Annotated in this window: 15 protein-coding genes; 6 read left to right on the forward strand and 9 right to left on the reverse strand. The window is 33.9% G+C overall.

Annotated elements, in window-relative coordinates; genetic code table 11:
* Positions 1-236: 236 nt before the first annotated feature.
* Positions 237-1,607: a M23 family metallopeptidase gene (locus AAHM80_RS05385; RefSeq protein ID WP_342259516.1), complete on the reverse strand. Its 1,371-nt coding sequence runs from the start codon at positions 1,605-1,607 to the stop codon at positions 237-239.
* Between the two features lie 440 nt (positions 1,608-2,047).
* On the opposite strand from AAHM80_RS05385, the gene AAHM80_RS05390 reads away from it, so the two are divergent.
* The 6 genes from AAHM80_RS05390 to AAHM80_RS05415 all read left to right on the forward strand — a co-directional run bounded on the left by AAHM80_RS05390 (position 2,048) and on the right by AAHM80_RS05415 (position 6,298).
* Entirely contained in the window at positions 2,048-2,548 is a 501-nt protein-coding gene (locus AAHM80_RS05390; protein ID WP_342259517.1) for a DUF2155 domain-containing protein, read from the forward strand.
* A gap of 41 nt (positions 2,549-2,589) precedes the next feature.
* Positions 2,590-3,987, forward strand: coding sequence for an O-antigen ligase family protein (locus AAHM80_RS05395; protein WP_342259518.1), 1,398 nt, complete (start codon positions 2,590-2,592; stop codon positions 3,985-3,987).
* Entirely contained in the window at positions 3,987-4,361 is a 375-nt protein-coding gene (locus AAHM80_RS05400) for an NADH-quinone oxidoreductase subunit A (RefSeq protein ID WP_341747807.1), read from the forward strand. The genes AAHM80_RS05395 and AAHM80_RS05400 overlap by 1 nt, the downstream gene beginning before the upstream one ends.
* Positions 4,362-4,365: 4 nt before the next feature.
* A complete protein-coding gene (locus tag AAHM80_RS05405) occupies positions 4,366-4,899 on the forward strand; it encodes an NADH-quinone oxidoreductase subunit B family protein (protein WP_341747808.1) in 534 nt (177 codons plus the stop codon).
* The gene (locus AAHM80_RS05410) at positions 4,877-5,479 is read left to right on the forward strand and encodes an NADH-quinone oxidoreductase subunit C (RefSeq protein ID WP_410521479.1); all 603 of its coding nucleotides are present in this window, start codon (positions 4,877-4,879) and stop codon (positions 5,477-5,479) included. Before AAHM80_RS05405 ends, AAHM80_RS05410 begins: the two co-directional genes overlap by 23 nt.
* Before the next feature lie 288 nt (positions 5,480-5,767).
* The gene (locus AAHM80_RS05415; RefSeq protein ID WP_342259519.1) at positions 5,768-6,298 is read left to right on the forward strand and encodes a hypothetical protein; all 531 of its coding nucleotides are present in this window, start codon (positions 5,768-5,770) and stop codon (positions 6,296-6,298) included.
* Between the two features lie 310 nt (positions 6,299-6,608).
* Here the strand turns inward: AAHM80_RS05415 and AAHM80_RS05420 are convergent, their stop codons facing one another.
* The 8 genes from AAHM80_RS05420 to atpA form a co-directional block, all read right to left on the reverse strand.
* Positions 6,609-7,895, reverse strand: coding sequence for a citrate synthase (locus tag AAHM80_RS05420; protein WP_342259520.1), 1,287 nt, complete (start codon positions 7,893-7,895; stop codon positions 6,609-6,611).
* Between the two features lie 111 nt (positions 7,896-8,006).
* Positions 8,007-9,212, reverse strand: a complete 1,206-nt coding sequence (locus AAHM80_RS05425; RefSeq protein ID WP_342259521.1) for a dicarboxylate/amino acid:cation symporter — start codon at positions 9,210-9,212, stop codon at positions 8,007-8,009.
* A gap of 316 nt (positions 9,213-9,528) precedes the next feature.
* Complete coding sequence (gene cutA, locus AAHM80_RS05430; protein WP_341755864.1) at positions 9,529-9,825, reverse strand: divalent-cation tolerance protein CutA; 297 nt, start codon at positions 9,823-9,825, stop codon at positions 9,529-9,531.
* An 18-nt stretch (positions 9,826-9,843) separates the two neighbouring features.
* The gene (locus tag AAHM80_RS05435; RefSeq protein WP_341747813.1) at positions 9,844-10,260 is read right to left on the reverse strand and encodes a 6-pyruvoyl tetrahydropterin synthase family protein; all 417 of its coding nucleotides are present in this window, start codon (positions 10,258-10,260) and stop codon (positions 9,844-9,846) included.
* Between the two features lie 369 nt (positions 10,261-10,629).
* Positions 10,630-11,025, reverse strand: coding sequence for an ATP synthase F1 subunit epsilon (atpC, locus tag AAHM80_RS05440; protein ID WP_342259522.1), 396 nt, complete (start codon positions 11,023-11,025; stop codon positions 10,630-10,632).
* Positions 11,025-12,458: a F0F1 ATP synthase subunit beta gene (gene atpD, locus AAHM80_RS05445; RefSeq protein WP_342259523.1), complete on the reverse strand. Its 1,434-nt coding sequence runs from the start codon at positions 12,456-12,458 to the stop codon at positions 11,025-11,027. Before atpD ends, atpC begins: the two co-directional genes overlap by 1 nt.
* 20 nt (positions 12,459-12,478) lie before the next feature.
* The gene (gene atpG / locus AAHM80_RS05450) at positions 12,479-13,408 is read right to left on the reverse strand and encodes an ATP synthase F1 subunit gamma (protein WP_342259524.1); all 930 of its coding nucleotides are present in this window, start codon (positions 13,406-13,408) and stop codon (positions 12,479-12,481) included.
* A 32-nt stretch (positions 13,409-13,440) separates the two neighbouring features.
* Complete coding sequence (atpA, locus tag AAHM80_RS05455; RefSeq protein WP_342259525.1) at positions 13,441-14,997, reverse strand: F0F1 ATP synthase subunit alpha; 1,557 nt, start codon at positions 14,995-14,997, stop codon at positions 13,441-13,443.
* Positions 14,998-14,999: the final 2 nt, after the last annotated feature.

Below are 14,999 nucleotides of genomic sequence, written 5' to 3' on the forward strand. Positions count from 1 at the left end.
AGTAAGATTGTATTTTTTCTAAACTCATCAAGGGTTTTTTCTTTATCACACTTGATGAAATAATAAGAAACGAGAAGTATACTCGGTGAACTTCAAGAATTGGCGTCGTCGTGTCTAAAGATCTCCGCTGCTCACGTACTAATGTACGCTCCGCTGCTCGACTTTGACACTCCTAGCTCTTCTTGAAGTTGACCTTCGTCTACCAACTCTTCATTTACGAGAAGTATATTAACTCCTTAAGATTTCAAAAATTTTGTTGCTGAATTTTCAGCAATCTCTGACTTATTATCAAGCTCATTACTTAAAGACCTTACATTACTTTTAAATTGTTTAAATTTTGCTAATTGCTTGCCAGCAAGTTCTATGCCTGGAGTAGATTTAACGTGCATAGGGTTTATGTTCTTACCACCTATTTTAACTTCATAATGTAAATGTGGTCCAGTAGTTCTACCAGTACTACCAACATACGCAATAACTTGACCTTGTTTAACTATACTTCCTAGCTTAAGATTTTTAGAAAAATTAGAAGCATGAGCATAAGCAGTTGATAGATTTTGACTATGTTTAATCTGTATAAATTTTCCGTAGCCAGATTTCCATCCTATTTCAGTTATCACCCCATTACCTGCAGCATAAATCGGCGTACCAGTTGGAGCAGCAAAATCAACACCTTTGTGCATTTTAGTATAGCCTAAAGTAGGATGATGTCTATTACCATAATGAGAAGAAACTCTAACTAATTTAACAGGTGTTCTAAGCAAACTTCTTTTGACACTTTTACCATCCTCAGAAAAGAAATCATGATTATTTTGTGCATTATTTGGAGAATATCGAAAAATATTATATTCCTTACCAGATAAATTAAGTGATACATATAAAACCTTACCATGATGAGAAAATTTACCATCCTCGGTAACAAATTTTTCGGTTATAACAGTTACAGTGTCACCACTCTTAATTTGACGTTGAAAATCAATTTGATAACTATATGAGTTGATCATTTCAATTATACTATTACTCGATAACCCTAACGATTTTAAAGCTGACATAAAGTTTGAATTAATAACTACCGACGATTTAGTTAATAGCTTATTGAAAACTTTGGTTACGTCTCTTGCAAGGAAATCTTCACCTTCTCTAATAATTTCTAAAGATTTGACTTTATCATACGCTATAGTCAGTTTATTTAATGTACGTGATTCAGCAGCAAGGTCTTCATCATCTTGTTCAATAATCTTTATTTCGTAATCGAAAACCAGTTGCTGCCCTATCTTCAGAGAAGATTCAATATTTTTATCTTTTGCTATTTTTATAATTTGGGTTATTTCTTTATTTGGAATTTGTTGATGCAAAAGTATTGCCTTTAATGTATCACCTTTTTTGACTGTTATAATTTGGGAAATTTCATTTGACAGTTCTTCTGAAGACTCAAGTATCTCTGGCTCTGCTATGGTCATTGACATAGTATCACTAACAAACTTATTGATCGATAAAGATACAAAAGTAGCAAACCCCATAAAAATGAATATAGAAAAGTACGAAAAACCAGTTCTAAATTTAGAGTTAATTTTTGGGTTTGTTAATATAAGGCGGATAATAGCTTGCATTAAGGCTTACTCTAGTGATATTGATTCATAAGAAAACAAATAACTAACCAAAAATTTAAATATTTTTAGTTTTCATTTGATCTTTATGTAGTGATCCTACCAATATGGAGTATAGAAAAATAAATTACAATAAAAATATTACTAAAGTTTTACTTATTTTAAACTACTAGCGATGAATTACACTATCATAAAATTTTATATATACAATTTTGCTGCATGCTAGTATAATTCAGCACAGTCCAAATTCGGTGAAATTATAGATTGCTTCGTCGACCTACGGTCTCCTCGCTAATAGACGTATATGTCTATTAGCGAGCGAACATGAGTGTGGCAATCCATAATATTAAAGCCCATTCGAGATAAGAATTAGTTAATTCTTATCCCGAATTGGGGCAAATTATAACTTAAAGAATTGTTATTTTCGCATGTTGCAGAAATTGATGAAGCACCTTATATTTGCTAGTATAATGGGGTTTTTATGTATTCTTTCTTCTTATGGACAAGCTGAAGATACTACCCAAAATATGGAATTCCTTGATACTACAGATGAAAGTAATGAATTAAAAAATCATAATTTTACTGAGCATGTTGCTGATTCTAATAACTTACCTAATATACAAAATAATGTTGAACATTCAGAATTAAAAACTTACAGTATTGGTAAGGTTATTGCTTTAAATAAAATCACAGCAACATCAAAGGAGCTGGTATTAAAGCCTAATGAACCACAATATTTTGGTAATATTCAAATTAAACTTCATAAATGTATTAAAAATCTTGATCCTTACAATGAGGATAATTACATGCTATTAACCATTACAGAGCATAAAATTGATGAGGATGCTATGTTAATTTTCCAAGGATGGATTATCTCGTCAAGTATCTCAGTCTCCACCTTTGAACATCCTATTTATGAAATCTTTGCTAAAAATTGTTTATAGGATATTTAAGAATGATCCAATCCCTGTTTTACATTTTAGTAATGCTATTTCCAGTAGTTGGATTGATTTCTGGTTTTTCTGCTGCAGTAACAGTTCCTCTGTTGTTATTAACTATATTAATTGCTTTGCGAGATAAAATCTTTATTCATTTTAAATACGCCACTATTAAAAAAACTTTGTTATCCAATTGGAAACTGGAATTACTATTTTGTCTTTGGTGTCTTATAACAAATTTTTATTCACCTAATTACCCCTCCTCTTTACTTAACTATCTACAGGTTTGTTTAATTGTTCTAATAGGATTTATCGTAAATAGCAATATTGACAAATTATCCATAAATATAAGTAAAATAAAAATATACTTTATTATAGGAATAATAGCAGCAATTGCTTTGTTTTTTATAGAATACGCATCTCACGGTATTATAACAAGGGCTTTCCGTACTGTTTTTCAGCCAAAATCTTCAAATCAATTCTTTTTATTCACTCTTGATCGTGGGTGTTCTTTATTATCAGTTCTTTCATGGGTAGCTATAGCTATAATTATATCATATCATAGATATTTATTAGCACTAATATATTACCTGATAATTTTTTATTTGCTCTATATCTCAGATAGCCTTGCAAGCTTTTTAGCATTTACCGTAGCTGGATTAGTATTTTTAACAAATAGGCTGTTAGTAACCAAATCACTGCAATCTGTTTTTTTGAAATTATTTACCCTTGCTATGATATCTGGTTCAATATTGATGCCGATAATTGCATATAAAATACAACCACATTATGCCTCAGATCACTATGCCAAGTTTCTACCAGACTCTGCTAAGCACCGTGTATTTATTTGGCACTTTGTTGCCAAGCAAATTATCAAGAAACCAATTTTAGGTCATGGATTTGCTTCATCAAGAAATTTTAAAATTGATGAGAAACAAATGATTAGCTATAATCAGTGGACGTGGTCTCCCCTTCCTCTACACCCACATAATAATATAATGCAAATTTTATTGGAAACGGGCTTAATAGGTTTGATATTATTTTTATCTTTAATTTACAAATATATTCAAAAAATTAGTAATATATCCTTAGTGCAGTCTTCTAAAAGTGGTAAGATGAATCGAACGACTGAAAATAACAAAAAAATAGGTGTATACTCAAATGATTTGGAGAATTGGAACGCAAGACAAGGGGTGAGCGGACTAGGCGTACATGAAGTACGTGAGTACGCGAATACCCCGCAGTTTTACGAAACCAATTCTTCAAAGCAGAAGAGTATAGATACGTTAAATTACAAGTCAGTTGCCTATGCTTGCTTTATAAATTATTACATAATAGGTATGATTTCATTTAACATTTGGCAAATATGGTGGGTTTGCAGCTCTTTTGGAGCGATGATTTTGTTTAAGTTACTTCTTTCAAAATCACAGGAGTACAATTACTAATGTTGGAAACATCTAATATTTTACAGGAATACTTGCCTATAGCTGTGTTTTTTGGTATAGCATCAGTTTTGTCATTGGTAATAGTTACATTGCCAAGGCTTTTAGCTCCTCAAAAATATAATAAGGCTAAGTTGGATAGTTATGAATGCGGATTTGAACCTTTTGGTGATGCTAGAAGCAAATTTGATGTACGTTTTTATCTAGTAGCTATTTTATTTATTATTTTTGATCTAGAAATAACTTTTTTGGTGCCATGGGCTATTACGCTTGGACAAATTGGTAAATTTGGTTTCTTCTCAATGATGTTTTTCTTATTGGTACTTACCATCGGTTTTGTATATGAATGGAAAAAAGGAGCTTTAGACTGGGAGTAATGACATGCAAGCAAAGATAGATCTATATGATCAAGATAAGCTCCTTGAAGAAGAAATTTCAAATCGAGGATTCCTTATAACTAAACTCGATGATTTGATAGGTTGGGCTAGATCTAATTCACTTTGGCCCATGAGTTTTGGTCTTGCATGTTGTGCAGTAGAAATGATGCAAGCTGCTGCTAGCCGCTATGATATGGATCGTTTTGGCATGTTATTTAGACCCAGCCCACGTCAATCTGATTTAATGATAGTTGCAGGGACATTAACAAATAAGATGGCTCCAGCTCTTAGAAAAGTTTATGACCAAATGACTGAACCTAAATGGGTTCTGTCAATGGGAAGTTGTGCCAATGGTGGTGGTTATTATCACTATTCATACTCAGTAGTACGTGGCTGTGATCAGATTGTTCCAGTAGACGTATACGTGCCAGGCTGCCCTCCAACTGCTGAAGCTTTGATTTATGGTTTAATGCAGTTACAAAAGAAAATTAGAAGAACTACTAGATTTAGAGAAGGTGACAATGGAAAATATCATTGACGACTTAATAAAAAATCAGAATCTTGAAATAACTGCTTTGCCTGAAAATGATTTGAATATACATTTTACCAGCTATAAAGCTGGTATAGAAAGTTTGCTACCATTTCTATCGGCAATTAAGGAATCTGAGGATTTACGTTTTACTGTGTTGACAGATTTGTTTGCTGCTGATTTCCTAAACCGCTCTAATCGGTTTGAGATAGTGTATAATTTACTGAGTCTTAAATTAAATAAACGTATATTAGTAAAAATTGAGGCTGGAGAACATGACATAATCCCCTCAGTTACCAAAATATTTAGTGCTGCTTGCTGGTATGAACGCGAAGCATATGATATGTTTGGAGTAATTTTTGGTGGTAGTCATGATAATCGTCGTATTCTAACAGATTATGATTTTGTCGGTCATCCTCTCAGAAAAGACTTCCCATTAACGGGTTACGTGCAGGTTAAATATGATGAGAATCTTGCAAAAGTAGTATATGAGCCAGTGAAACTCGACCAACCATATAGAGAATTTGATTTTTCATCAAGTTGGCAAGGACCAAGTTATGTATTACCTGGAGATGAAAAGGCGAAGTGAAATAACTGTCATATTTACCTTCTTGATTATGGTATACTGCTCGTAAATGAAGAGTTGGTAGACGATAGTATAACTTCAAGAAGAGCTAGGCAGTAGCAAAGTCGAGCGGCGTAGCGTACATGAGTAACGGATCAGCTTCGATCTTTGGTCGCGGGAACGCCAATTCTTGAAGTTCTACCTGAGCATATATTCCAGGGAGATAATACTTGCAAAATTGCTTTTTACTAATTATGTTACCAATCATGTTAATGGTGCAATTAGTTTCATAATTTTATTTTAAAAGATATCATGTTAACAATACTAGACTTAGAAAATTTTAAAACCAGTAAAAAAAATAATTCAAAGAAGTTGTTTTCAGCTGTTAGTGGTGATTTGCTGGATGCAATAAACGCAGGTAGTTTTTCTAGGTGTTACGGTCTTATCTTACGGTCTTTCGATGACTATAATTTAAAGCAAGTAAATGAAAATTTGCATGAATGTGCAGTATTTGAGTTGGTATTAAGTCTATTACAGCATAAAACATCTGATGACTGCAATAAATTCCTTAAAACCCTAGGGCAAGCCATCAGTGATTCAGATGTTGACACAAGAGAGTGGTTATGTGCTTGTGCACAGGCAAATTCGTTTTCAATGTTATATGATTCTTTAAGAAATTTGAATGGTTTTGAGCTAAACTATAGTTTAGCTTGTCATGATGCTTCAAATCTCGTCAGTACTCCTGAAAATCTAAATACTAATGACAGACAAAACAGTAACGGCGATGTTGCTCTTGCAGGTGTAGAGGAGTCAATTAATCTATTGGCAGAATATAATAGTTAAATAGTCAATCCTTCAAAAGTCTAAAAACACAACATCTACTATATTTAAACGCAAGAGGTGTCATTCCTGCTTCGGTGCGGAACCTATAGTACCTCAGGGCTTTTTGGAAACCATTTTAGATTCCCGACTTTAGCTAGGAATAACAAGCATTGTTAGTGAGTAGACTTAAAAATTTTGAAAATCCATAAGGTTTTGAACAAAATAAGGTGAAAATCTTATGGATTTTGATGTGATTTTTGACCACGAACATGTATTATCTCTTATGTCTACAGCCTTTTTGACGGATCGACTATATAGGATTTTACTATAATTATCTTTTATCAAAAGGAATAAATTCTCTTTGTACATACCCAGTATATAATTGCCGAGGTCTGCTAATTTTTTGTTCAGGATCTTCATGCATCTCTTTCCATTGTCCCATCCAACCAACAGTTCTTGCTATAGCAAAAAGCACTGTAAACATCTGTGATGGTATCCCCATAGCTTGATAAATAATACCAGAATAAAAATCAACGTTTGGATAAAGCTTACGATCTATAAAATATTGGTCATTGAGAGCAATTTTTTCAAGCTCAGTAGCGATTTGGAGTAATGGGTTATTATTTTCTCCTAATTCATCTAATACTTCTTTGCAGGTCTCTCTAAGTACAACTGCTCTTGGATCATGATTTTTATAGACTCGGTGACCAAAGCCCATTAAGCGGAAAGAATCATTTTTATCTTTTGCTCTTGCAATATATTGTGGAATACGGTCTATTGTCCCAATCTCTTTCAGCATATTAATTACTGCCTCATTTGCTCCGCCATGTGCTGGTCCCCATAAAGACGCTATGCCAGTACTGATACAGGCAAACGGGTTAGCACCGGATGATCCGGCTAAACGTACTGTTGAAGTGGAAGCATTTTGCTCATGGTCAGCATGGAGAATAAATATTTTATCTAAGGCGTTCTTTACTACTTGGTTTACCTTATATTTTTCACAAGGCGTCGCAAACATCATATGGAGAAAATTTTCAGTAAAATCTAAACTATTATCAGGATATATAAAAGGCTGGCCTATTGAATATTTATATGCCATTGCTGCAATAGTTGGCATTTTTGCAATCATTCTAATAGCAGCTAACTCGCGTTCATTTTCTTCTACATTTAAAAAACTTGGATAAAATGCAGATAAAGATCCTACCACAGCCAACATAATTGCCATAGGATGAGCTGAGTGACGGAAAGCCATAAATAAACTTCTAAGCTGCTCATTAACCAGCGAGTGATTAGTAATTTTCTGAGAAAAAGATTTATACTGATTAGTGGTTGGTAATTCACCATTTAACAGTAAATAGGCGACTTCTAAGAAATTACTTTTTTCTGCTAACGTTTTAATATCATATCCCCGATGTCTTAATATCCCTTGATCCCCATCTATGTACGTCATTGCAGATTTACAAGCTGCTGTAGACATAAAACCAGGGTCATAAGTGAAATAGCCTGTTAATGAATATATACCGCTAACATCAATAACATCTTGACCAATCGATGCTTTTTTTATTGGTAAATTAAAAGACTTATCACCTATTTTTAATTCAACATCTTCTACTTTCATATATCCTCATTTTATCATATAGCTAACCCTATTAGGAGTAATGTATAGTCTAGGTTAACTATACTACTATATCATATTTTTATTGCCCACTAATACCAAAATGCTAATATTTTACACCGAATTATATGTATCTTTATCTAGAGTACCTTCACTATTATCGATAATCAAGGTAATTGTTGCATCACCTGTAATATTAATGGTGGTACGTAACATATCTAATATCCTATCAATTCCAGCAATTATAGCAACACCTTCAATCGGTAAATGGATTGAAGACAGAACCATAGGTAGCATTATTAAAGAGGCTCCTGGAATACCAGCACCACCTATAGATCCAAGAGTTGAGGTAATAATAATGACTAAATAATCATGTAATGCTAAATCTACACCCATCATTTGGGCAAAAAATATGGTAGTAAGAGATAAATTTATTGCAAACCCATCCATATTTATCGATGCACCAAGTGGTAATACAAAAGAAGTGCTAGATTCAGAGATGCCTAGACGTTCACGACAAACTTGCATAGTGGTGGCAAGTGTTGCCTTACTACTAGAAGTAGAAAAGGCAAGTATTTGGTATTCCAAACTCTTTTTATAAAAAGGTAATGGTGACATTCGACAAAATACATAAATTAACGCACCAAAAATACCATATTGACATATCATGGCAATCACTACGGCAGCAACTAATTTTGATAAACTAATCATTACATCAAAACCTTGCGTACCGACTACCCAAGCCGTTAAAGCAAATGCACCATATGGAGAAAGTTGAATGATCATTGAGATCATTTTTAATACCATTTTTGATAATCTATGAAATAAATCTTTAACAGGTGCAGCACTAGTTCCCATTTTATTTAGTATAAGTCCAGAAAATATTGCAAAGAATACAATTTGTAAAACATTAGAATTGGCAAAAGCTCCTACGACATTATCAGGCACAATATTCACAAAAAAATCAATCATATTAAAGGATTTCTCTTGTGAAATATTTGAGGCAACATCAAAGTTAATATGAACACCATGACCTGGCTTTAATACAAGAGCAACTGTAAGACCAAAAACTACGGCAAAAAAAGTAGTTCCTAAAAAAGCAGTAACAGCCTTTATTCCTACTCTGCCAAGAGAAGTAGGGTCACTCATACTAGTTATGCCTGCTACTAAACTAAAAAATATTAAAGGAGCAATAATCATTTTGATCAAACGCAAAAAAATATCTCCTACCGGTTTTATATAAGATACATATTCAGGAAAATATATACCAAACATTATACCTAGGATTAATCCCAAGGTAACTTTTTTCCATAATTTCATTGTTCTACTTAATTAATTTAAAGAGTGTTTTGATCCGACGTCATCCTGAAATAAATTCAAGATAATATCCACTTGTGTTCAGGATGACACCAACTTTGGAATTCTAGATATACTCAAATGATTTGAAGAATTGGATTTGAAAATGAATGGTGAGCATGCTAGGTGTACATATAGTATAATTACGCATGCGAATCCATGATATTTTCAAAAAACAATTCTTCAAAGCAGAAGAATATAACATCGCTGACTTAAACTCAGGAAGCAGTGGACTATATAGTTTGAGTAAATCTTAGCTCTAATAAACACTCTCTTAAAATTAGATACTTTGAGTTACCCAATTTAAATAGCTAGACAGCCCATCTTGAATGTCGAGCTTTATTATTTGCGGAAGATCATAATTATGTATATCAGTAATCACCTTTTCTATTGTATTGTAGTTATCAGACTTAGCCTTTATCACAATACGATATTCTAGCACAGAAGATATCTTGCCTTCCCATTTAAAATAGCTGACTATATTATCTACTTGTATACAAGCAGCTAGATTTTCTTCCAATAAGCTAGTTGTTATTTTATCTACCACCTGCTGGTCATTGGTCGTAGTTAAAATCACACAACATCTTTGTACCACTTATACCTCAACAAAGCAATTAGGTGTTTCAAATAATTTGACTTTTGTAATAATAAAAGAACTATTAGTAAATAATTTTGGTAAAATATTCAATTTTAAGTATAGCGCTATATTTTCTGCAGTTGGATTTTCCTGCATATAATATATTTTTTGACCAGTCCAGTCACATATTCTATCCCCCATTTCTCTATCATTTTGGTGTAATATAATATTATGATCAAAATTATCATCTATCCACTTTTGTATTATTGACTTCATGTAACCAAAATCTATAACCATACCAAGATTATCAGTAACATTTGATTCCACTGTAACTTCAAGGACATAACGATGACCATGTAGAAATTGACACTTATTCTCATGTCCAACAACTCTATGACCTGCATCAAATTCAATTTTACGAGTACACTTTATCATCATTAACCTCAAGTATAGATGTAAGACATCGGTTTAATAGCCTAGGGTATCATCCATGCACTTTTGATATCATCTCAGGCGTAAGGCCCCGGCTGGTATCTAAGAAAATAGCCTAGAAGGATGTTATATCTATAGTATCTACATCTTTTATATAACCACTATTAAAATGGCTGCTGATCGTCTATTAGCGAGGAGTCGCGAAAAAGCGGCGACGCGGCAATCTAGGATACGCGAAGCGTTACTCTAAAAAAACAGCTTCGCTGTTTACCTGAATCGCCACGGCATCTAAAGAGCCTTGCTATGACGATTATAGAAAAATGTGTACTATGATGTTATATACTCTTCTGCTTTGAAGAATTGTTTAATTCTTTAAATATGAGCTAGCAAAGATTCATATCTAGCAATATCCAATTTAATAATATCAATTTTTGTATCATCAATTTCTTCGTCTATTTCTTTTTTTAAAGAGTCTATTTTTCTAATTATGTCATATAGTTGCAAACTGCTAGTATCAACAGCAAACTCTGTTACTATATTTACATTTGTCCACGTGACCTCAGCTAACCCTGAGTAGATAAAGTACTTAAATACAGAATTATCTACTGTAATTTTTGTCAATCCATCTTTTAAATTTGCAATCAATAACTCATGACCTGGTAAAACCTCAAATTCTCCTAATTCTCCCGGCATTGTTATCATCCGAGCTTCCATGTCAAACACAACATTCACTGGTGTTACAATTTTAACTCTAATTGTTTTATTCATTATGCCACTTTTTCTTTAAGTGTTTCACCTTTCTCTACTGCTTCATCAATGCTACCAACCATATAAAAAGCAGCTTCTGGTAAATAGTCATATTTGCCAGAAACCAACCCATGAAACCCTTCAATAGTATCAGCTAAACTGACAAATTTTCCAGCTATACCTGTAAACACTTCGGCAACATGGAAAGGTTGAGATAAAAAGCGTTGAATTTTCCTTGCCCTAGTAACGGTTAATTTATCTGCTTCCGATAACTCATCCATTCCTAGAATGGCAATTATATCTTGCAGAGACTTATATGTCTGCAAAACTTTTTGTACCTCACGAGCAACCGAATAATGTTTCTCTCCAACAATTGCCGGATTTAGTAATTGTGAACTACTATCAAGTGGATCTACTGCCGGGTAAATACCAAGCTCAGCAATTTGTCGACTAAGTACGGTAGTCGCATCCAAATGGGTAAAAGAGGCAGCAGGAGCAGGATCAGTTAGGTCATCTGCTGGCACATAAATAGCCTGCACAGAGGTAATTGATCCAAGCTTTGTTGAAGTAATACGCTCTTGCAACTCTCCCATATCTGTTGCCAGTGTTGGTTGATAACCAACTGCTGAAGGTATTCTTCCTAAAAGGGCTGATACCTCAGAACCAGCTTGAGTAAAGCGAAAAATGTTATCGACAAAAAACAAGACATCCTGTCCTCCATCTAAATCCCTGAAACTTTCGGCTATAGTAAGACCACTTAAAGCAACTCTAGCTCTTGCCCCGGGTGGTTCGTTCATTTGCCCATAAACAAGAGCTACTTTAGATTTTTTGGGATTTTTTAAATCAATTACCCCAGAGTCAATCATTTCGTGATAAAGGTCGTTACCTTCTCTAGTCCGTTCCCCAACTCCTGCAAAAACCGTATATCCCCCATGTGCTTTTGCTATATTATTAATAAGTTCCATAATTAACACTGTCTTTCCTACCCCAGCACCACCAAATAACCCAATTTTTCCTCCTTTTGAATAAGGAGCTAAAAGATCAATGACCTTAATCCCTGTAACCAAAATGTTTCTTTCAGTTGATTGTTCAACAAAACTTGGAGCTGGTTTGTAAATTGAAGCAAAGTCAGTTGAATCAATCTTACCTCTTTCATCAATTGGTACACCAACCACATTTATTATGCGTCCGAGTGTGCCAATACCGACAGGTATCTTAATAGTCTCACCTGTATCTATTACTTCTTGCCCTCTTACTAACCCTTCTGTTGGTCCCATAGATATACATCTAGCAATATCGTCTCCTATATGCTGTGATACTTCTAGTATCACTTTCTCTCCATTATTATTGCACTCAAGTGCATTGAGAATTTTTGGCAATTTACCATCACTACTAAACTGCACATCAACTACAGCTGAAATAATCTGCACAATCTTGCCAATAGTTTTTGTCATATTTTACCTTAATTTATTTTTTATACGGCTTCTGCCCCTGCAATAATCTCTATCAAATCCTTAGTAATCAGATCTTGTCTAGATCTATTAAGTTTTAGTGTTAACTTATTAATAAGCTCCTTAGCATTTTTTGTTGCATTATCCATTGCTGTCATTCTAGCTCCTTCTTCGCTAGCTCTATTTTGTAGTAGAGCATAATTAATTTGAGCCGATACATAAAGATTAATCATATGCAAAATAAGTCCTTCACCTTCATATTCATAGCTCAAATATTTCTCATTTGAACATAGCTGTTTTTCAATTGGCAATATTTGCTTTTTAGTTGGAATCTGTATCATAGCATTTTTACAATTGTTAAAATATATTTGACAATTGCTAATTCTAGAATCCTCTACCATCTCCATCAGTTTTTCTTTGACCTGAAATGACAAATTATTATTATGAGCTTTTGGAAACTCATAATAATTATCAATATAATGGGAATATTGCCCCTTAAATGCATCATAACCCTTTTTGCCAATAATAATAAGCCTTACTTGTTTACCAGCATTTTCCAAATTTGCAATATCAGATTTTACCTGCTTGGACAGTAAAAAATTAAAAGCTCCGCACAAACCTCGTTCGGAAGTGACTACTATTAGTAAATGTAACTTATTTATATTAGACCTATTGCATAATTCTACTTCTGCAAGAGGTCTATTCACGTCACCTTGGTATAATAATTCTTCCGAAAAAAATTTTTTCTGTTCGAGAGGCATATCCTGTAAATTATTGCTAGATGCCACACTAGACATTATATCCTGCAGAATCCCAATATAATCCTCTGAGTCCTTAACTTGGTTTTTGGCTTTTGTAAACTTAGTAGCCGAAACTATCTGCATAGCCTTAGTAATTTTTTGCGTTGTTGTAATGCTCTTAATACGAGATCTTAACTGTTTTAAACCTGACATAGCTACCTAATTAATCTTAACCTGAAGTCGATTTAACTTACTGAACAAGCGTTAAAGTTTTGCACAAAATTTTCTAAGAAAATTTTTAACTTTTGTTCCATTTCTTCAGTAACTCGTCCTTGCTCTCTAATAGATACTAAAATATCGTTTTCACTCAGTTTTATTTCTTGTAGCATTCTACGCTCAAATTCTTTTATTCGTTCAACAGGAATACTATCAAGATAATTCTTTACCCCAGCATAAAGACTAACCACTTGTTCCTCAACAGGGAAAGGGCTATATTGATCCTGCTTCAATATTTCGCTAAGCTTTGTACCATGTGAAATAAGTTGTTTAGTTGAAACGTCTAAGTCTGAACTAAACTGAGAAAAAGCTGCTAATTCCCTAAATTGTGCTAACTCAAGTTTCACACTTCCTGCCACTTGCTTCATAGATTTTACTTGTGCTGCTGATCCTACCCTACTCACGGATATACCAATATTTACCGCTGGTCTGATACCTTTATAGAACAACTCATTTTCTAAAAAAATCTGTCCATCAGTAATTGATATAATATTGGTTGGAATATATGCGGAAACATCACCTGCTTGGGTTTCAATAATTGGCAAAGCCGTAAGAGAGCCACCACCAGATTCATCTGACATTTTTGCTGCTCGTTCAAGTAACCTAGAATGTAGATAAAATACATCTCCTGGATAAGCTTCACGTCCCGGCGGTCTTCTAAGTAGTAGTGAGATTTGTCTATAAGCAACAGCATGTTTACTTAAATCATCGTAAATAACTAGTGCATGCATACCATTATCACGAAAATACTCACCAATACTACAACCAGTGTAAGGAGCAACATATTGTAACGCAACAGGATCAGAGGCAGTAGCTGCCACAACTGTGGTATATTCCATTGCTCCTGAGTCTTCTAATCTTTTTACTACCTGTGCAATAGTCGATCTTTTTTGACCAATAGCTACATAAATACAATAAATTTTATTTTTTTCATCACCGTCAAGATGAGCTTGTTTTTGGTTAATAATAGTATCGATAACAATAGCGGTTTTACCTATTTGCCTGTCACCAATAATTAACTCCCTCTGACCTCTACCAATAGGAATTAGGGCATCAATTACTTTAATGCCCGTTTGCACCGGCTCTGTAACACTTTTTCTAACAATTATCCCCGGAGCTTTTTCCTCTATATTCCTATATGTATCAGTTATAATCTCGCCTTTACCATCAATAGGATTTGCCATACCATCAACGACCCTACCAAGCAACGACTTACCAACTGGTACTTGTAAAATCTTTCCAGTTCTTTTTACCGTATCACCTTGTTTGACTTCTCGATCACTAGCAATTAATACAATACTTACAGAGTCTGTTTCAAGATTAAGAGCTAGACCTTTTACTCCTGACGCAAACTCAACTACCTCGCCAGCTTCCACATTATCGATACCATATACCCTAGCTATACCATCACCAACTGTTACAACCTGCCCTACTTCTCGTAAATCGCTAAGCTGATCAATGTTAGCAATTTCTTTTTTTAATATTTCAGCAAGTTCGACAGCCTTTAATTGTTGGGTAGACCCCATAG

The organism is Candidatus Tisiphia endosymbiont of Metellina segmentata (genome assembly GCF_964030715.1).
GTDB lineage: Bacteria > Pseudomonadota > Alphaproteobacteria > Rickettsiales > Rickettsiaceae > Tisiphia.

What these genes read in the sequence shown, in the direction of transcription:
- AAHM80_RS05385 (WP_342259516.1), bottom strand. Translation starts at nt 1,607, where the DNA reads ATGCAAGCTATTATCCGCCTTATATTAACAAACCCAAAAATTAACTCT.
- AAHM80_RS05390 (WP_342259517.1), top strand. Translation starts at nt 2,048, where the DNA reads ATGAAGCACCTTATATTTGCTAGTATAATGGGGTTTTTATGTATTCTT.
- AAHM80_RS05395 (WP_342259518.1), top strand. Translation starts at nt 2,590, where the DNA reads ATGCTATTTCCAGTAGTTGGATTGATTTCTGGTTTTTCTGCTGCAGTA.
- AAHM80_RS05400 (WP_341747807.1), top strand. Translation starts at nt 3,987, where the DNA reads ATGTTGGAAACATCTAATATTTTACAGGAATACTTGCCTATAGCTGTG.
- AAHM80_RS05405 (WP_341747808.1), top strand. Translation starts at nt 4,366, where the DNA reads ATGCAAGCAAAGATAGATCTATATGATCAAGATAAGCTCCTTGAAGAA.
- AAHM80_RS05415 (WP_342259519.1), top strand. Translation starts at nt 5,768, where the DNA reads ATGTTAACAATACTAGACTTAGAAAATTTTAAAACCAGTAAAAAAAAT.
- AAHM80_RS05420 (WP_342259520.1), bottom strand. Translation starts at nt 7,895, where the DNA reads ATGAAAGTAGAAGATGTTGAATTAAAAATAGGTGATAAGTCTTTTAAT.
- AAHM80_RS05425 (WP_342259521.1), bottom strand. Translation starts at nt 9,212, where the DNA reads ATGAAATTATGGAAAAAAGTTACCTTGGGATTAATCCTAGGTATAATG.
- AAHM80_RS05435 (WP_341747813.1), bottom strand. Translation starts at nt 10,260, where the DNA reads ATGATAAAGTGTACTCGTAAAATTGAATTTGATGCAGGTCATAGAGTT.
- atpC (WP_342259522.1), bottom strand. Translation starts at nt 11,025, where the DNA reads ATGAATAAAACAATTAGAGTTAAAATTGTAACACCAGTGAATGTTGTG.
- atpD (WP_342259523.1), bottom strand. Translation starts at nt 12,458, where the DNA reads ATGACAAAAACTATTGGCAAGATTGTGCAGATTATTTCAGCTGTAGTT.
- atpG (WP_342259524.1), bottom strand. Translation starts at nt 13,408, where the DNA reads ATGTCAGGTTTAAAACAGTTAAGATCTCGTATTAAGAGCATTACAACA.
- atpA (WP_342259525.1), bottom strand. Translation starts at nt 14,997, where the DNA reads ATGGGGTCTACCCAACAATTAAAGGCTGTCGAACTTGCTGAAATATTA.